Genomic DNA, 17,917 nt, shown 5'->3' on the forward strand with positions numbered 1-17,917 from the left:
AGAATAAAAAGAAATTTAATTAAATTTAACTAATTGAAAATACTTAACTAATGAGATATTGTTTACTCTTTATAATTATTATTTTGCCTATAAAAGGATCAACTCAATATTTTGAAGCTAGACGTACTCCAACTATTGAAAGTAAGATAATATATAAAGACAGTACTACTGAAAAAGGAATGTTATGGCTTGCAAGTTCTACATTTAAACCTAGACTTAAAAAAAAGAAAAAAAGTGGAAGTAAAAAAATTAATTTTAAAGAGGTTGATAAAATTATCACCAGCCCTGACTCTGAAAAAGAAAGAGTATTTCAATATTTAAATCATAACTATGGTAAATTTAAGCTTTTTGTTGAATTAATTTATTCAGATGAAATAAGCATTTATATTGGATCTGAAAGAAATGGGACTGATTTATTTTATTCAGATTTTGATAGAGAAACTATGAAGGAAAAATTTTCGAGAATGAAGTTTGAAAATATAGGATTAAATACATTGAAAAATTCAGACACACTAGAATTACCAAATGGTAAAAAAATGCCAATACCTGTCAGATATTCGTACTACTATGGTTCAAATTTTGATATAGCTACTGGAAATACGCCCGTATTTCGATATTATCTTTTAAAAAATGGTGAAAGTAAACTTATAAAAGTTGAAAAAAATAATCGATTCCTAAAAAGGTCAAAAGAATATTTCAAAAATTGCCCTAGAATTATAGAGGATCTAGAAAGGGAAAATATAATTTTACTAGATATACCAACTTTTATTGAATATTATAAAATTGTATGTAAAATTGAAAAAAAATAATCAAATGGGTAATAGATTTACTGCTATTGGAGTTTTTTCTAAAACGGATCAACATCTATATTTAAACGGACAGGTCTAAAGTCCGCAATGCTTTGAAAGCTATTTTTTATTTTTTGAAGTATAGTTTTAGACTGTTTTAAAGACAATTCTTTTGGTAATTTTATTAGGATCGTTTTTATATGTTGATTTCGAATTCTAGCTATAGTAGGACTTGTAGGCCCTAATACATTACTTCCAAAAGAGTTTACCAATGATTTCCCTAACCAATCGGCAGCAGTATGTACTTTTGTAAAATCTTTATGTTTTAAGGTAATTTTTACCAATCGCACTATAGGAGGATATAGATATTGATGACGCTCATACAACTGTTCTGTAAACATTGTTATATAATCGTTCGTAGTTACTTGTTGTAATATCTGATGATACGGATTAAATGTCTGAATTATTACTTTTCCTCTTTTTTTAGAACGTCCTGCCCTACCCGATACTTGTGTTAGCATTTGAAAGCTTCGCTCATGTGCTCTAAAATCAGGAAAATTCAGCATATTATCAGCATTCAACACACCAACCAAAGACACATTGCTAAAATCTAAGCCTTTACTAAGCATCTGTGTACCTACTAAAATATCTAGTTCTTGCGACTGAAAAGAATTGATAATCTTTTCATAGCCATACTTTCCTCGAGTCGTATCTAAATCCATTCTACCAATATTCACTTCTGGGAGTAGTTCTTTTAATTCGAGTTCTATTTGTTCGGTACCAAATCCCTTTGTATCTAATGTTGCATTGCCACAAGCAACGCAGGTTTGCGGCATATTTCTATTGTATCCGCAATAGTGACAGCGTAGTTCACCATTAAACTTATGATAGGTTAAACTCACATCACAATTCGGGCATTGCGGAGCCACACCGCACGTAGTACATTCTACAATTGGTGAAAACCCTCTTCTATTCTGAAATAAAATGACCTGCTCTTTATCCTGTAACGCTTCTTCAATGAGTTTTAGCAATCGCTCAGAAAAATGACCTTTCATTCGTTTTTTACGATATCCCTCTTTAATATCTACCAATTCAATTTCAGGAAGCAATACATTACCAAAACGCTGAGTAAGTTCAATCAGGCCATATTTGTTTTCTTTGGCATTGTAATAACTTTCAATTGAAGGTGTAGCACTACCTAATATTACTTTGGCGTTATGAATAGAAGCTAAAACTATGGATGCATCTCGTGCATGATATCGCGGTGCAGGATCAAATTGCTTATACGATGTTTCATGCTCTTCATCAACAATAATCAAATCGAGATCGACAAAAGGTAAAAAAACGGAGGATCGTGCACCTAAGATTAATTGAGTTTTCTCTTTTTGTTGTAATAAGTTATTCCATACCTCAACACGTTCATTTAATGAATATTTAGAATGAAATACTGAAATTTTATCTCCAAAATACCTTCTCAATCGAGCAATTAGTTGTGTGGTTAAGGCAATCTCGGGCAACAAATACAATACTTGTTTTCCTTTTTCTAAAACTTCTTCTATTAGTTTCGCATAGATTTCTGTTTTACCACTAGAAGTGATACCATGCAATAGTACTACATCTTTTTGCTGAAATTCTTTTACGATATTTTGATAAGCAACCTCTTGAAAATCAGAAAGTTCTGGTAATTTATTTTTTTGATTTCCTTGATCAATTCTATCTACTTGCAAATAGTAAACCTCTATTATATTCTTATCAACCAAAGCCTTTAAAACGGCATCTGACGTTGCACTCTTTGTAACAAGCTCTTTTGCTTTTATAGGCTTATTTTGAGCATGCAATGAAAAATACGTCAATAGTAGTTCTCGTTGTTTCTTTGCACGTGATAAATCGTCTAATAGTTCATTAAGCTTACCTTTTTCTGTGTACACATCATGTAACCGAACATACTTTACTAGTTTTGGCTTATATTGTTCATAAATCTCTTCTTTTAGCTGTACTACATTTTTGGCTAAAAGCTTATGAATAATAGGTAATACACGTTTTTTATCTAGTATCTTACTTATTTCATCAATTTTTAATGAGGCTTGATGTTGTAAAGCCTCAAATAATATAAACTCATCATTAGAAAGCATTGCTTCTTCACTAAAAGAATCATCTAATGAGACTAGTGTTTCACTCTCTAATAAAAAAGCAGAGGACAAGGCTGAACGCACTACTTCGCCCAATGAGCACATATAATACTCAGCTATCCATTGCCAATGCTGCAATTGTTTCTGAGATACTATGGGTGTCTCATCAAGTATTTGATGAATTTCTTTTGCTTCATAGGCTTCTGGAGCATTTTGATGAATGTTCTCCACCAACCCTGTGTAAATCTTCGATTTCCCAAAAGGAACGGCAACACGCATTCCTCGTTTTAGAAATTCAGCTTCAGCTTCCGTTATCGCATAGGTAAATAGTCGCTGTAGCGGAATAGGAAGAATAACATCTATGTAATTTTTAGTGCTCAATTGAGGTGTAAAAATATCGAATCAATTTTAACCAAACTAACCTTATTTAATTTTTTGGCACACTGTTTGGTAAACATTAATTGTGTTATGCTAACCAGAGCATTTATTAACATCTTAATATATAGAAAAATGAAAAAATCAGCATTAGTATTCGTAGCCTTTATGGTAAGTCTCCTTTCTCCTCTTTATGCTGCCGAAAGTACAGAAGTAAGTTCTAACACTCGGTATTATAACGAGTATGGAGATACATTCACCTTTACAGAAAGAGGAGTTACTTTTTCGGTATTTCAAAATGGAGAATTTGATTTTTATATCAATGACTTAGCTAGAGGTGGTGTTCGTGCTGGTGTTGACTTAAACGGTGTAAGCATCACATTCAATTCTGGATATGATTATGACGCTTATGTACAATATGATGATTATGGAGCCATTGTACAGATAGAAGATATTCCTATTTATTATGATTATTATGGACGTATCAGTCGTGCTGGTGATGTGCGTATACATTATAACAACAGACGTTTATCGCGTATAGGTGGATTATATATACACTATAATAGATTTGGCGTGTATTCTCACTATACAGGATTCATTAACAGATGGAACCGTACATATGTGTACAACCCTTACCATGATTTCTTTATAAGACCATTTTTTAATAGATGTATTGTAAGTTATAATCCTTATAGAAGATTTTACAGCCCTATTAGATATACATACAACCGAGGACGTGGTTATGGAAGAAATTATAGATATAGAAATTACAACCGTAGTAGAGATAATTTTAGAAGTATAGACAGACGTATTCGAACGAATAATGATGATAGAAGAGTTGTTTCAAGAAGATCGACAACAAGAGATCGTTCTATAGCTAGAGCTGATAGAAATGGGGTAAGAAGAAGCTCGCATGCTACTAGAAACAGACAAGGCGTTACTAGAAATAATCAATCGGTACGCAGAAATAGTACAGCAACTAGAAACAATAGACAATCTGTTACTAGAAGAAATCAGGGTGTAAGAAGAAATTCTCAAGTGACAAGAAATGGAAGGTCGATAGAGGGAAGAGATCAAGGTGTACGTCGTGGTACAACAACGCAAAGAAGATCAAGTACAGCGTCAAGGTCACCAAGAACGGTAACGCGTGATACACAAGTTCGAAGAAGTTCAACACCAAGAACTATTACTTCACAACGTAGAACGACTACGCAGCGAAGTACACCAAGAGTTAGTGAGCAAAGAAGAACGGTAACAAGAAGAAGTACAACACCAAGGATTGCCCAAAACAGGAAGCCAGCTGTACATCAACAAAATAGAAGTATTCAGAGACAGTCACAGTCTAGAGCGAGAACACAAACAAGAAAGGCGCCACAACGCAGCAATGTGTCAAAACAAAGAACTACTACTACCAGAAAAAGTTCAGGTAGCTCAACGCAAAGAAACGATAATCGTCGTTCAACTTCGAGAAGAAGACAGTAATAACGATTCACATCGTGGATAAGAAAGAGGCTTGCCATTCGCAAGCCTTTTTCTATGACTATAATTTAGTTTGTTTCTTAAAAGATTTTCATCGAACTTCGCTTATCAGTCGCTAAACGGAATTAAAACTCCGGATAGCTTAACGTTGGCAATAATTATGAAAAAATTGGATTTGATTTTTTTTGAAAGTCTTGAAGACGCTTACCGGGATGGTTCCGCGGCAAGTTGTAAATGGGCTGATAATAGAATAAAAGAAATTCAAGAATACCTAAATAATAATAATGAGCTAGAAATAATAGAAGATGACAAATCCATTAGAATAAAAAGTATTGAAATGTTAGTTGCTTGGAAAAAAGATAAAAATTTTCCGAGATCTTCTTTTACAATTAAGGTGAACCATATGGATTCAATTAATTCGTTAAATAAAAAAATACAAAAAAGCAATACCACTAAAATTCAAATATCAGAATCAATAAATAGTTCATCTAACACATTAGACTTAAACTTCATTGCAGACACATCAGATGAGAAATTATTTAATTCAAAATTCAAAGATGTTACATTCTCTAGCTTAAAACAGAAAAATAGTATCAATTTTTCTAGATTACGATTTCGTTTAGCTTATTTGGATGAACTTGATTTATTAAAAAAAATAACCGAAATCAAAGGTTTTTTGGCAATCACAGTAGAATATGTTAATAGTAATGGTGAAAATGTGGATTTTATAGTTTGTAAAAAAATTGAAATTTAAAAATGGTAAAAAGAAGACTGATTTGGGCAACTTTGGCAATTTTCACACTTCTAACATTCTTATTCTTAATACCGATTAAGGTTTACAACTTATCTCCTTTATTATTTTCTGCATTTGGGACGGCTTTAGTAATATTCTTTATAGTTCAAGGTGTATATGACTTCCAAAACATAAAGGAATACAGAGATAAGGTGAAAAATGGGAATGATAAAAAATTTAAAATCATTATGATCTCGTGTATTCCAGTTGCATTTATTTTATACTTAGTCTTTTTCGTAAATTTTGGCTTTAGTAAATCAAATGAAATTGATAATTACGGTTTAAAAACTAAAGGAATTGTAGTTTCTACTCATTATAAAAACCTTAGAAGGAAAACGGGAAATAGTAAAGTTTTTTATGCTAAAATAAAGTTTGTAACGAAAAAAGGAATAACAATTATTTCGGAGAACCAAATACAGGAACAGTTGTATAATAATATTGTAATTGGTCAAGAAGTTGAGCTTAGTTATTCTGAAAGAAATCCGAAAATATTTAAAATAACTATTGCCAACTTAAGATGTGTATAGTCAATTGCTTGGTCTGTGAGTACTTGAAAATCCTACGGATTTTCCTCTGGTTCGTTTTCTTTTGCTAACTTAGACCTAGCCAACGCAACTAACCATACACGAACCGATAAGCGGAATTCAAAATTTATAACCACCAACAGTCGATCCAATCAGTAAAAAAATGCAGTAGTAATCCTAGACCTACTACCCTCGTCTTTCTAATCACGAATAAAACCATATAAACAGCCAATGCATAATTTGTATGTAATGGGTGAAAAGTAATACTACAACGATTCGGGTCAAAAACCGGGGTAGCGAATAGATGATCTAGATCAATCAACATAGTTACGATCATAACTAGCCAAGCCGTTTTCCAAGTCTTTCTAAAAAATAGGTATGCTACTACACCAGGTAGTAAAAAATGCATACCATAGTGCGTTACGAAATGAAAGATTTCCATTATAGCGTAATCGTTTGATTTTGCAAATAAATGAATGCAGCTGGGCCTTCCATAAAAAGTAGATCAAGAATACTTAGATTCTCTAGAAAGCCATGCTCGTGAGAAAATACTTGAATATAGTGATCAAAATTATATTTGTGATCTTTCTTGGCATTTACTAAAAAACGAAAATCCTCATCTTCACTATAGTCATTACTATATGAAATGGTTTTTTGATAAGGAACTTCTAACTCAAGAAGATCTTCGAGTAACTCATAACAGTTAAAGTTTAAGTCGAATAGGTATTTCTCTTTTACAGATAACATTTTTTTAATCTCATCTTCGTAAAATTCATAAAACGGAGAAGAACGATAGGCAGCATCCATAGCTCGTATATGCTGCTTCGACCAGTTTTCACTATAATCTATCTGTACATCTTTGGTTTTTTGTTTACTGTTGGCTTTTAGTACAGGTACATTTAACAACTGTTTACCATTAGCCCCATAGATATAACAACGATTTCTATAGGTTTGCTTCTGAAAATTATCTTCTACTTCAAAAATAATTTCAGCTGCTTTCGCAATCGCTACATACTGTGCTATAGGAGAAAAATATGTAGGATAAAGTAGCAAAGTTATTTGTATGCGAATTAAACTTATCTGATAGTATTCTTACGTTTTTTGTACTGATTATAACCTAACCACAGTAGCACAACTCCTATAAAATAAGGCAAATACGAGGTACGTTCTCCACTTCCGCCAACAGTGGTAAAGACACGATTCCAGCGAATAGATTTTAATTTACGTATGATATTCGTTTCATTAGAATCCCAACTAAACCAGATAAATACTGGTTTTCCTACCACATGGTCAAATGGTACATAACCCCAACGGCGGGCATCAATAGAATTTTGGCGATTATCACCCATCATCCAATAATAATCTTGCTTAAATGTATATTCATCTGTTACCTTTCCATTAATCATAATTTCATCTCCATTTACCACCAAATTATTTCGTTCGTATTCTGAGATGATACGTTTGTAAAATGGTAATGATTGTTTATCTAACTTCACGGTTACTCCTTTTTTAGGAATATAAATAGGTCCGAAATTGTCACTGTTAAATCCTAAACTTGGCACATGCGGAAAAACATCAATATCTGTCATTCCCTTCGGCTCTAAGCGCTTTTCTATACTTTTTACACTCGGATTTTTCTCAAGCAGTGCAGCTTCTTCATCTGTTAAAGTTAATCTATAGGTACCATCTTGTAATACATAGCCTTCACGCACATTATAACGATTCATTAACACCGAACTGTTTAACTGACCTTCGGTAGTGACAAAGAAATTATACTGCGTTTTAGCTCTGTCTGGTAATTCATTCTTTTTGCCATTTATATATACATAGCCATCTCTTATTTCTAATGAATCTCCAGGTATGCCAACAGCGCGCTTAACTAGATTCGTTTTTTTATCTATAGGCTTGTAATAATTTCTATCGGGTTTAAACTCATTCATATCCTTAAGCGTATCGGCTGGTTGATTAAATACTACAATATCATTGCGTTTAATTTTTTGAAAGCCTGGTAAACGCATGTATGGTAACTGTAGCTTATTTTTCCATGAATAGTCTTTGTTTTCGTAGTTATCATCAAATAAATATGACTTTCCTAACTTCGGTAATGTATCGTGTACCATAGGCGCTGCTACCGTCGTCATAGGTACTCGAGCACCATAATGAAACTTACTCACAAATAAGAAATCACCTATTAATAACGATTTCTCTAATGACGATGACGGAATTAGCATCGGTCTCATAAAATACGTATGTACTAAGGTCGCAGCAATCACGGCAAATACAATAGCACTTACCCACTCACCTGCGTTCGATCTGGGTTTTAAACTACGTTCTTTAATATGTGTTACATCGAGCATATAATTTACGTAGTAGATATAGAAACCTAACGTTAGAATGACTAAAAAGGTCTCTAGGCGTGAATTTCTACCAAAACTTCGTATCGTTTCTACCCAAACTACCGGAAACATAAATAAGTTTATGACTGGTAAGAATAGTAAAACTACCCACCAAACGGGTCTATTGATGATTTTCATCAATACTACTGCATTATATATAGGTATTAATGCTTCCCATGCTTTTCTACCCGCTTTTACATATAATCTCCAAGTACCTAAAAAATGAATTAGTTGTACTATTAAGAAAAAAATTAACCAACCTTTAAATGTCATTATTGTTATATTTTAATACAATTAGATGCCTAACACATCTTTCATGGTAAATACTCCTTTTTTATCTTTTAACCATTCGGCTGCTATGATCGCTCCTAAGGCAAATCCGTCTCTATTTTTGGCGGTATGCTTTATTTCAATTTCGTCAACATCAGAATGATACAATACACTATGTGTGCCAGGTACTTTCTCTATTCGTTTAGCTACAATAGGTATCGTTGAAGTATCATTCGTTACATCAAGTTCCCAACTTTCTTTACTAGAGTTTTCAATAATACCCTCGGCTAAGGTAATAGCGGTACCACTTGGCGCATCTAATTTTTGTATATGATGTATCTCTTCCATAAAGACACTGTACTCATCGAACTTACTCATCATACGAGCCAACTTTTTATTTAATTCAAAAAATAAATTGACACCTAGACTAAAATTCGAAGCATAAATAAAAGCACCGTTTTTGCGGTTACACTTCTCAACAGCTGCCTTATAGTTTTCTAACCACCCTGTAGTGCCAGAAACTACGGGTAATCCTAAATCAAAACAGGCAACGATATTATTAAAGGCTACAGAGGGTAAGCTAAAATCTATAGCAACATCTGCATTTTTAAGTTTTCCGTGGTGCTCATTCTTACCAATTGTTGCTACTATGGTATGTCCTCTTTTAGAAGCCAATCGTTCGATTGTTTTTCCCATTTTACCATATCCTAACAATGCAATATTCATAGCCTTAAAATTTAAAGTTCATTGTGACTCCAAATATAGGTTGATTCGTCACAGATTCAGTAAAAAATGCTGGATGAAAAGTAAGATCTGTATCTAAAGCCTCATCAGGTAAATGTGCATCAACATTCGCTTCTAAAATGTTTAGGGCATAGAGACCAATCGTAACAAAAAGTGATATATCTCTGTTCTTTTTAAAAATTTCTTGGGCTCTCTCAAGCGCTGCTCTATCAAATGATGGTCCACCGTCTGTCCCATCAAACTCATGAGGCCTGCCTGAAAGTTCTAATTTATACGCAGTCTGATAACGCTTAAAATTTTTATCATTTCTGTCAAAAAAATAAATACCAGTACCAATAGCACCCCAAACGATAGGTACTTTCCAGTATTTCTTATTGTATATCTGCCCTAGACCTGGAAAAACTGCAGAATAAAAAGCTGCTTTTGAAGGTGATAAAGGATCGATACCTTGAGTAAACTTAACAGCTTTCTTTTTTTTCTTTACCGCAACTGAATCTTTTTTAATAATTAATTCTGTATCATCTTGAGCGTATGTAACACTAATGATGAGAAAAAAAAAGATGGTATAAAACAGCTTATGAAGCACTATTTTAGTAGTTTTTTAATACGATTAAAGTCTTCTTCAGAATGAAACGGAATGATAATTTTACCTTTTTTACCAGATACCTTAACATCGACTTTATGGCCTAAATAGTCACTCATTTCTTTCAACCCGTCTTTTACAAATGTAGGTAAGGTATTGCTAGATTTCTCAACGTCAGAACTAGTAGTGTATTTATTTTTAAAGCTTTTTACAAATTGCTCGGTCTGTCGTACTGACAGATTTTCTTTTATGATCTTTTCATAAATCGTTAATTGATCGTCTTTATTTTCTACAGCTATCAAAGCACGACCATGTCCCATACTCAAAAAACCATCTCGCATCCCTGTTTGCACGATAGGATCTAATTTTAGTAAACGTAAATAATTCGTTACCGTAGAGCGATTTTTACCAACACGTGTACTTAATTCTTCTTGTGTAAGTTGTATTTCATCAATCAATCTTTGATAAGAGAGTGCTACTTCTATAGGATCAAGATCTTGACGTTGAATATTTTCAACCAAAGCCATTTCAAGCATTTCTTGATCATTAGCCAAACGTACATAAGCAGGTATTTGAGTTAGCCCTACTAATTTAGATGCTCTGAATCTACGTTCACCCGAAACCAATTGAAATTTGCCATTCTCTTGCTTTCTTACAGTAATAGGTTGTATAACGCCTAACTCTCTTATAGAACTTGCCAGTTCACGAAGTGCTTCTTCATTGAAATACGTACGAGGCTGGTATGGGTTTACCTCGATAGCATTAAGATCAATTTCAACAATACTCCCAACTACTTTATCGGCATTTCTATCTTTAATAGAATTGATATCTTCAACAGAATCCTTTAATAACGCAGATAATCCTCTACCTAATGCTTGCTTTTTTACTGCTTTCGCCATTTACATTCTTTTTTAGAATTTCGTGAGCTAAATTTATATAATTAACCGCTCCTTTGCTTGTTGCATCATATGCAATGATACTTTCGCCATAACTTGGTGCTTCACCCAAACGAATATTACGTTGTATAATCGTTTTAAACACCATGGTATGGAAATGTTTTTTTACCTCTGCTACTACCTGATTAGACAATCTCAAGCGCGAATCGTACATCGTTAATAATAATCCTTCAATGTCTAACTCAGGATTATGTACTTTTTGTACACTTTTTATAGTATTTAGTAACTTACCTAAACCTTCTAAAGCATAATACTCGCATTGAATAGGTATAATCACTGCATTAGCTGCTGTCAAAGCATTTAATGTAATTAAACCAAGCGACGGAGCACAATCTATAACAATATAGTCATAGTCATCTTTAACTTCCAACAAAGCCTTCTTTAACATATATTCGCGTTGATCTTTATCAACAAGTTCAATTTCTATAGCCACAAGGTCTATATGAGCAGGGATAATATCAACGTTCGGAGAATTTGTAGTCACAATAGCTTCTTTAGCAGAAACCGTATGTTCTAATAGCTGGTAGGTACCTTTTTCAACAGCTTCAACATCAATACCTAAACCAGAAGTTGCATTTGCTTGCGGATCGGCATCAATTAAGAGCACTTTCTGTTCTAAAACGCCCAAAGCGGCTGCCAAATTAACCGTAGTAGTTGTCTTGCCTACACCGCCTTTCTGATTAGCAATAGCTATAATTTTCCCCATTAAAATCTATGATATATTCAAGCTGTAAAAATACGATTATTTAGCACTTATAAAAATGAAGTTTTAAACAAAAACTACACCTTTCTTAACAAATTAAAAATCAAAAAATTAAACAACTAATATTAAAAACGAAGTTAGCTGAAGTTAAATTTTTAAACGAAAAACAAATTATAAAATTTTCTAAAAAATGTATTTGCCAATCATAAAAAGGTTTGTATATTTGCGCTCGATTTGAGCCATGCTCATATTGATTGTTACAATCAGCAAAAATTGACAATACACTTTTAAAGATATATAGTAATGAAAAGAACATTTCAGCCTTCAAAAAGAAAGAGAAGAAATAAACACGGCTTTATGGAAAGAATGGCTAGTGTTAACGGAAGAAAAGTATTAGCAAGAAGAAGAGCCAAAGGCAGAAAGAGACTGACTGTTTCATCAGAAGCTAGACCAAAAAAATAATGATATATTCATTTATATTATCAAAGGTGTTACTGTTTTAGTAACACCTTTTTTTATATCTTTTTAATAAGTTTTTTAAACGTTTTATTATCAAAAACAAAAAATTAAAATATTTGCATTCAATTAAAAAATCGTCTATTTAAAAATGCCAAGAAATACCAACATTAAGTCTGTTTTAATTATAGGTTCTGGTCCGATTATTATCGGACAAGCATGTGAATTTGATTATTCTGGTTCTCAATCGCTACGCTCACTACGAGAGGAAGGCATAGAGACTATTCTTATAAATTCTAATCCGGCCACGATCATGACCGATCCTACCATGGCCGATCATGTATATTTATTACCACTTACCACCAAGTCTATTATTAAAATTTTAAAAGAGCATCCTCAAATAGATGCTGTACTTCCTACCATGGGAGGGCAAACCGCCTTAAATTTATGTATTGAAGCTGATAATAAAGGCATTTGGAAAGATTTCGGTGTTGAACTTATCGGAGTTGATATTGCGGCTATCAATATTACAGAAGATAGAGAACAGTTTCGCGAATTGATGGGTAAAATTGGTGTAAAAATGGCACCACAAGCAACGGCAACTTCCTTTTTAAAAGGTAAAGAGATTGCCCAAGAATTTGGCTTTCCTCTTGTAATTCGTTCTTCGTATACCTTAGGTGGTGCAGGCGCATCGATTGTATATAAAGCTGAAGATTTTGATGAACTTTTAAGGCGTGGACTCGAAGCATCACCTATTCATGAAGTTATGATTGATAAGGCCATGATGGGTTGGAAAGAGTTTGAATTAGAACTTTTGCGTGATAGAAATGATAATGTTGTGATTATTTGTACCATCGAGAATATGGACCCTATGGGAATTCATACTGGTGACTCGATTACAGTAGCACCTGCAATGACATTATCTGATACTACTTTTCAAAGAATGCGAGATATGGCCATACATATGATGCGTTCTATTGGTGACTTTGAAGGAGGTTGTAATGTACAATTTGCGGTGAGCCCAGATGAAGAAGAAGATATCATTGCTATAGAAATTAATCCGCGTGTATCAAGATCATCTGCTTTAGCAAGTAAAGCAACTGGGTATCCTATTGCAAAAGTAGCAACGAAACTTGCCATTGGGTATAGTTTGGATGAACTTGACAACCAAATTACAAAATCTACTTCTGCGCTATTTGAACCGACTTTAGATTATGTAATTGTAAAAATACCAAGGTGGAATTTTGATAAGTTTGAAGGAAGTGAACGTACTTTAGGATTGCAAATGAAAGCTGTAGGTGAAGTTATGGGTATAGGAAGATCATTTCAAGAAGCTTTACATAAAGCTACGCAATCTCTTGAAATTAAGCGCAATGGAATTGGAGCAGATGGTAAAAATTATACTGACTATGAACTCATAAAAGATAAATTAAAAAATGCGAGCTGGGATCGCGTTTTCGCTATTTATGATGCTATAAAAATTGGAATGCCACTTAGCAAAATACATCAGATTACTAAAATTGATATGTGGTTTTTAAAGCAATATGAAGAACTTTTTGCCATAGAAAAAGAAATCTCTACTTATACCTTAGCATCACTGCCAAAGGAATTATTACTTGAAGCAAAGCAAAAAGGATATGGAGATCGACAAATTGCTCATATGCTAGGATGCTACGAAAGCGAAGTGCACAAACAACGCCAAGAACTCAATATTAACAGAGTCTATAAGTTAGTAGATACATGTGCAGCAGAATTTAAAGCTGAAACCCCGTATTATTATTCTACGTTTGAAAATAACATGATTGTAAACGGTAAAGCATATGCAGAGAACGAATCTATAGTTACAGATAAGAAAAAAGTGATTGTTTTAGGTTCTGGCCCTAATCGTATAGGGCAAGGTATTGAATTTGATTACTGTTGTGTACATGGTGTTTTGGCTGCGAAAGAAGCTGGATATGAAACTATTATGATTAATTGCAATCCAGAAACGGTTTCTACAGATTTCGATACCGCTGACAAATTATACTTTGAACCAATTTTCTGGGAACATATTTATGATATTATTCAGCACGAAAAACCTGAGGGTGTTATTGTACAACTTGGAGGACAAACTGCTTTAAAATTATCTGAAAAGCTAGATAAATATGGTGTGAAAATCATAGGTACCTCTTTTGAAGCTTTAGATTTAGCTGAAGATAGAGGTCGTTTTTCAACTCTACTAAAAGAATTAAAAATTCCTTACCCAGAGTTTGATACGGCAACTACGGCCGAAGAAGCCTTAGCAGTAGCTGATAAATTAGACTTCCCTATACTGGTAAGACCTTCGTATGTTTTAGGTGGTCAAGGAATGAAAATTGTGATCAACAAAGAAGAGCTAGAAGATCATGTAGTAGGTCTATTGAGAAAAATCCCTAATAATGTATTGTTGCTCGATCACTATTTAGACGGCGCTATAGAAGCAGAAGCAGATGCGATTTGTGATGGAGATGATGTACAAATTATAGGTATTATGGAACATATAGAGCCTTGTGGTGTACATTCGGGCGACTCTAATGCGACATTACCTCCTTTTAATTTGGGTGAATTTGTAATGCAACAAATAAAAGATCATACCATAAAGATTGCAAAAGCACTTAAAACCGTAGGGCTTATCAATATACAATTTGCTATCAAAGATGATACAGTATATATTATCGAAGCCAACCCAAGAGCCTCACGTACAGTTCCTTTTATTGCAAAAGCTTACAAACAACCTTATGTGAATTTCGCAACGAAAGTAATGTTGGGTGAAAATAAAGTCAAAGACTTCCCATACGATCCGAAACTAGAAGGGTATGCTATAAAACAACCTGTATTCTCATTTAATAAGTTCCCTAATGTAGATAAGCGTTTAGGCCCAGAAATGAAGTCAACAGGTGAAAGTATTTTATTTATAGATGACCTTAAAGATGATCAGTTCTACGAATTGTATTCGAGACGTAAAATGTACTTAAGTAAATAAATAAACTAAAAAAAACCTCTTGAAAATTCAAGAGGTTTTTTAGTGCTTTTTCAAAAAAAGATATTAGGCTTTACCTAAAATTCTAAACATTCCTGTTCCACACTTAGGGCACTTACCCTTCATTGCTTTTCTTCCATTCTTCATTGTAACTTCGTTAGCATCGCTAATTTCTCTTTTTGCCTTGCATTTTACACAATATCCTTCCATAATGTAGTTTTTTATAAATTGATTGATTACTCGATAAATATAGGATTTTATTTACGAACTAGAAAATAAAAATATTAACTAATCAAATTTCCGGCCTCATCCCATTTAGCAATTTCAGTTCTATTTTCGCTATTTATACATTTAGCAAGCCATTCCTTTTCATAAGATAACCCATGTTTTTTTAAAACTTCTTCTGGAACACCATCCCATACATTTGGTGTATTTCCTTTATAACCAAGGTCTTCTATACCCATTTTAGTGGTGTAATAGCCAGTTAAAGTAAGGTTTCGCATTCGAGTAAAAAACGTTTCCCCTTGCTTTAATTCTGGAATTGTACTTTGCGGATAAGCTATTTGATCACAAATTGCTAATTGTTCATTACTTGTGCAATTAATAAATTCTTTACCATACGTTTTGTTACAAAAATAATCTAACCACATCAATCCACCACGAATTGGTGTTTGGTGTAATGGTAGGTCTTTTACTATAAATTCTATAAAATCATGAACCTTAGCATCTGTTGCTGAACCATAAGAATCATTAGCTGGCAATATAATATCGCATAATATAGCTATGGTAGCTAATTCATGCTCATTTAAAAATTCTTCTGCAAAAACCTTTTGATCATATTCTTTTTCCTCTGGAGTTCGACCGTAAAATGGTACATCTTTTACTTGGTTTAATACTTCTTTTGAAGGCATATTACAACCATGTATTGCTAATCCGGTAGCAACCGAACCCAATAGTAAAGATTTAATTGTATCTCTTCTATTCATCTTTTTAAATATTTTGTTTTTTTAATTGATCAACAATATAATCACATGTACGCCAAGATAGCGCTAAGATCGTCCATGTAGGATTTTTATCTGCTTGTGATACAAAAGGACCACCATCAACAATAAATACATTTTCTGCATCGTGAAGCTGCTGATAACTATTACAAACTGTGGTTTTTGGATCATCTCCCATTCGTGTAGTACCCACCTCATGGATAATTCGACCTGGGGTTTCCAATCCATACTCAGTATCTTCTCCAGGCCTATTACCTAAGATATGCGCATCCATTCCATTAAATATATTTTCAAATGTTTTATGCATATGCTTAGCTTGTTGACGTTCATGATCAGACCATGTATAATTAAATTTTAACACTGGTATCCCCCACTCATCTACCACATCTGTGTCTATCTCACAATAATTATCTTCTCTAGCTATACATTCTCCTCTACCTGATATTCCCACAAAAGCACCGTAGAATTTTTTCACTTCATCGCGGAGCTTATTACCATATCCCCCTACTTTTCCTCCAATGAACTCGTTCATAAGGTTCACGTTGAATCCGAAACCATACGAAGGCATTCCCATACCACCCCAAACTTCGAGGTGATATCCTCTCGGAAAATTAAGCTTACTATGATCTCCCCACCATGGCGAATACACATGCAAACCGCCAACACCATCTTCATTATATATTGTTCTATTCATTAATTCAGGCACAAAAGCCATTCTACTCGAACCTGTTGAATCATGTAAATATTTACCGACTGCACCACTACTGTTTCCTAATCCATCTTTATGATATTTACTTTTAGAATTTAATAAGATGCGAGCTGTACTACATGCTGAAGCCGCTAACACAACTACCTTGGCATTTAATTGATATTCTTTTCTGTCTTTTTTATTAATATAAATAACACCAGTCGCTTTACCAGAATTGTTGGTAATAACTTCTCGAACCATAGATTCAGTAAACAACGTTATTTGTCCACCAGCTTTTTGTGCTGGGAAAATTAAACAGGTTCCTGATGAAAAATCAGCATACACACTACAACCTCGATTACATTGAGAGCAATAAAAGCAAACACCTCGATCTTCATTAATAGGTTTGGTCAAAATAGATAAACGCGATGGTATTACAGGTACATTCGCTTTTCTGGCTCCCTTTATATAATAGAGTTCATGTAAACGAGGTTTTGGTGCTGGTAAGAAAAAACCATCCGGTTCATTTTCTATACCTTCTTTACTACCAAAAACTCCAATAAGTTTATCAACTTTGTCATAATATGGTTTCACATCGTCATACGATATAGGCCAATCATCACCCAAACCATCAATACTTTTTCTTTTAAAATCTTTTGGGCCAAAACGTAATGAAATACGCCCCCAATGATTTGTACGTCCTCCTAACATGCGAGAACGGAACCAATCAAATTTAGTACCTACCTTTCTCGTATAAGGTTCGCCTTCTATCTCCCAACCACCGTAAGCTGCATCGAATTCGCCAAAAGCTCTTGTCGTACTAGCACCTCTTCTGGGTGATTCCCAAGGCCATTTTAATTGTGTGCGTTGCTCTTCATTTGCAGGATCAAAGAAAGGGCCAGCTTCTACAACAGCTACATTTAAACCTGCTTCAGAGAGTACTTTAGTTGCCATTCCACCTCCAGCACCAGATCCAACAATTATAGCATCAAAAGTCTGAGAAGATTGTTTTACTTGCATAAAATATTATTTGA

General features: G+C 33.7%; 17 protein-coding genes. 6 read left to right on the top strand and 11 right to left on the bottom strand.

The genetic code is table 11. The annotated features are described in order from the left end of the window. Positions 1 to 83: 83 nt before the first annotated feature. Positions 84 to 809: a hypothetical protein gene (locus AC1EUY_RS07890; protein ID WP_480194973.1), complete on the top strand. Its 726-nt coding sequence runs from the start codon at positions 84 to 86 to the stop codon at positions 807 to 809. Between the two features lie 38 nt (positions 810 to 847). Here AC1EUY_RS07890 and priA read toward each other — a convergent pair whose 3' ends face one another. Beyond that, positions 848 to 3,298, bottom strand: coding sequence for a replication restart helicase PriA (priA, locus tag AC1EUY_RS07895; protein WP_480194974.1), 2,451 nt, complete (start codon positions 3,296 to 3,298; stop codon positions 848 to 850). Between the two features lie 129 nt (positions 3,299 to 3,427). On the opposite strand from priA, the gene AC1EUY_RS07900 reads away from it, so the two are divergent. The 3 genes from AC1EUY_RS07900 to AC1EUY_RS07910 all read left to right on the top strand — a co-directional run bounded on the left by AC1EUY_RS07900 (position 3,428) and on the right by AC1EUY_RS07910 (position 6,091). Continuing rightward, positions 3,428 to 4,774 (top strand): hypothetical protein, encoded by a 1,347-nt coding sequence (locus AC1EUY_RS07900; RefSeq protein ID WP_480194975.1) that lies wholly within the window; start codon positions 3,428 to 3,430, stop codon positions 4,772 to 4,774. 157 nt (positions 4,775 to 4,931) lie between these two features. Beyond that, positions 4,932 to 5,525 carry a hypothetical protein gene (locus AC1EUY_RS07905; protein WP_480194976.1) on the top strand — a complete coding sequence of 198 codons (594 nt, stop codon included), beginning with the start codon at positions 4,932 to 4,934 and terminating at the stop codon, positions 5,523 to 5,525. A gap of 2 nt (positions 5,526 to 5,527) precedes the next feature. Beyond that, positions 5,528 to 6,091, top strand: coding sequence for a hypothetical protein (locus AC1EUY_RS07910; RefSeq protein WP_480194977.1), 564 nt, complete (start codon positions 5,528 to 5,530; stop codon positions 6,089 to 6,091). 124 nt (positions 6,092 to 6,215) lie between these two features. On the opposite strand, the gene AC1EUY_RS07915 is transcribed toward AC1EUY_RS07910, so the two are convergent. The 7 genes from AC1EUY_RS07915 to AC1EUY_RS07945 are packed head-to-tail and all read right to left on the bottom strand — an operon-like array spanning position 6,216 to position 11,743. Further along, positions 6,216 to 6,530: a DUF6122 family protein gene (locus AC1EUY_RS07915; RefSeq protein WP_480194978.1), complete on the bottom strand. Its 315-nt coding sequence runs from the start codon at positions 6,528 to 6,530 to the stop codon at positions 6,216 to 6,218. Continuing rightward, complete coding sequence (locus AC1EUY_RS07920) at positions 6,530 to 7,141, bottom strand: WbqC family protein (protein ID WP_480194979.1); 612 nt, start codon at positions 7,139 to 7,141, stop codon at positions 6,530 to 6,532. The genes AC1EUY_RS07915 and AC1EUY_RS07920 overlap by 1 nt, the downstream gene beginning before the upstream one ends. A gap of 23 nt (positions 7,142 to 7,164) precedes the next feature. Then, on the bottom strand, positions 7,165 to 8,757 hold the full coding sequence (lepB, locus tag AC1EUY_RS07925) for a signal peptidase I (RefSeq protein ID WP_480194980.1): 1,593 nt from the start codon (positions 8,755 to 8,757) through the stop codon (positions 7,165 to 7,167). A 21-nt stretch (positions 8,758 to 8,778) separates the two neighbouring features. After that, positions 8,779 to 9,480 carry a 4-hydroxy-tetrahydrodipicolinate reductase gene (dapB, locus tag AC1EUY_RS07930; protein WP_480194981.1) on the bottom strand — a complete coding sequence of 234 codons (702 nt, stop codon included), beginning with the start codon at positions 9,478 to 9,480 and terminating at the stop codon, positions 8,779 to 8,781. A gap of 4 nt (positions 9,481 to 9,484) precedes the next feature. After that, positions 9,485 to 10,084, bottom strand: coding sequence for a DUF5683 domain-containing protein (locus AC1EUY_RS07935; RefSeq protein WP_480194982.1), 600 nt, complete (start codon positions 10,082 to 10,084; stop codon positions 9,485 to 9,487). Further along, entirely contained in the window at positions 10,084 to 10,980 is an 897-nt protein-coding gene (locus tag AC1EUY_RS07940; RefSeq protein ID WP_480194983.1) for a ParB/RepB/Spo0J family partition protein, read from the bottom strand. The genes AC1EUY_RS07935 and AC1EUY_RS07940 overlap by 1 nt, the downstream gene beginning before the upstream one ends. Further along, a complete protein-coding gene (locus AC1EUY_RS07945) occupies positions 10,946 to 11,743 on the bottom strand; it encodes a ParA family protein (RefSeq protein WP_480194984.1) in 798 nt (265 codons plus the stop codon). The genes AC1EUY_RS07940 and AC1EUY_RS07945 overlap by 35 nt, the downstream gene beginning before the upstream one ends. 300 nt (positions 11,744 to 12,043) lie before the next feature. On the opposite strand from AC1EUY_RS07945, the gene rpmH reads away from it, so the two are divergent. After that, positions 12,044 to 12,202, top strand: a complete 159-nt coding sequence (gene rpmH / locus AC1EUY_RS07950) for a 50S ribosomal protein L34 (RefSeq protein WP_480194985.1) — start codon at positions 12,044 to 12,046, stop codon at positions 12,200 to 12,202. A gap of 145 nt (positions 12,203 to 12,347) precedes the next feature. Continuing rightward, positions 12,348 to 15,197, top strand: coding sequence for a carbamoyl-phosphate synthase large subunit (gene carB / locus AC1EUY_RS07955; protein ID WP_480194986.1), 2,850 nt, complete (start codon positions 12,348 to 12,350; stop codon positions 15,195 to 15,197). Between the two features lie 63 nt (positions 15,198 to 15,260). Here the strand turns inward: carB and AC1EUY_RS07960 are convergent, their stop codons facing one another. The 3 genes from AC1EUY_RS07960 to AC1EUY_RS07970 form a co-directional block, all read right to left on the bottom strand. Beyond that, complete coding sequence (locus AC1EUY_RS07960; RefSeq protein ID WP_480194987.1) at positions 15,261 to 15,404, bottom strand: DUF5679 domain-containing protein; 144 nt, start codon at positions 15,402 to 15,404, stop codon at positions 15,261 to 15,263. A 74-nt stretch (positions 15,405 to 15,478) separates the two neighbouring features. Beyond that, positions 15,479 to 16,180 (bottom strand): gluconate 2-dehydrogenase subunit 3 family protein, encoded by a 702-nt coding sequence (locus AC1EUY_RS07965; RefSeq protein ID WP_480194988.1) that lies wholly within the window; start codon positions 16,178 to 16,180, stop codon positions 15,479 to 15,481. 4 nt (positions 16,181 to 16,184) lie between these two features. Further along, complete coding sequence (locus tag AC1EUY_RS07970; protein ID WP_480194989.1) at positions 16,185 to 17,903, bottom strand: GMC family oxidoreductase; 1,719 nt, start codon at positions 17,901 to 17,903, stop codon at positions 16,185 to 16,187. Between the last annotated feature and the right edge of the window lie 14 nt (positions 17,904 to 17,917).

The organism is Maritimimonas sp. 2210JD6-3 (assembly GCF_056591795.1).

Bases quoted from the DNA above. Each gene is read 5' to 3' on its own strand.
- AC1EUY_RS07915 (WP_480194978.1), bottom strand. From the start codon at position 6,530: ATGGAAATCTTTCATTTCGTAACGCACTATGGTATGCATTTTTTACTA.
- AC1EUY_RS07910 (WP_480194977.1), top strand. From the start codon at position 5,528: ATGGTAAAAAGAAGACTGATTTGGGCAACTTTGGCAATTTTCACACTT.
- AC1EUY_RS07970 (WP_480194989.1), bottom strand. From the start codon at position 17,903: ATGCAAGTAAAACAATCTTCTCAGACTTTTGATGCTATAATTGTTGGA.
- AC1EUY_RS07965 (WP_480194988.1), bottom strand. From the start codon at position 16,180: ATGAATAGAAGAGATACAATTAAATCTTTACTATTGGGTTCGGTTGCT.
- AC1EUY_RS07900 (WP_480194975.1), top strand. From the start codon at position 3,428: ATGAAAAAATCAGCATTAGTATTCGTAGCCTTTATGGTAAGTCTCCTT.
- carB (WP_480194986.1), top strand. From the start codon at position 12,348: ATGCCAAGAAATACCAACATTAAGTCTGTTTTAATTATAGGTTCTGGT.
- AC1EUY_RS07945 (WP_480194984.1), bottom strand. From the start codon at position 11,743: ATGGGGAAAATTATAGCTATTGCTAATCAGAAAGGCGGTGTAGGCAAG.
- rpmH (WP_480194985.1), top strand. From the start codon at position 12,044: ATGAAAAGAACATTTCAGCCTTCAAAAAGAAAGAGAAGAAATAAACAC.
- AC1EUY_RS07940 (WP_480194983.1), bottom strand. From the start codon at position 10,980: ATGGCGAAAGCAGTAAAAAAGCAAGCATTAGGTAGAGGATTATCTGCG.
- lepB (WP_480194980.1), bottom strand. From the start codon at position 8,757: ATGACATTTAAAGGTTGGTTAATTTTTTTCTTAATAGTACAACTAATT.
- AC1EUY_RS07960 (WP_480194987.1), bottom strand. From the start codon at position 15,404: ATGGAAGGATATTGTGTAAAATGCAAGGCAAAAAGAGAAATTAGCGAT.
- dapB (WP_480194981.1), bottom strand. From the start codon at position 9,480: ATGAATATTGCATTGTTAGGATATGGTAAAATGGGAAAAACAATCGAA.
- AC1EUY_RS07905 (WP_480194976.1), top strand. From the start codon at position 4,932: ATGAAAAAATTGGATTTGATTTTTTTTGAAAGTCTTGAAGACGCTTAC.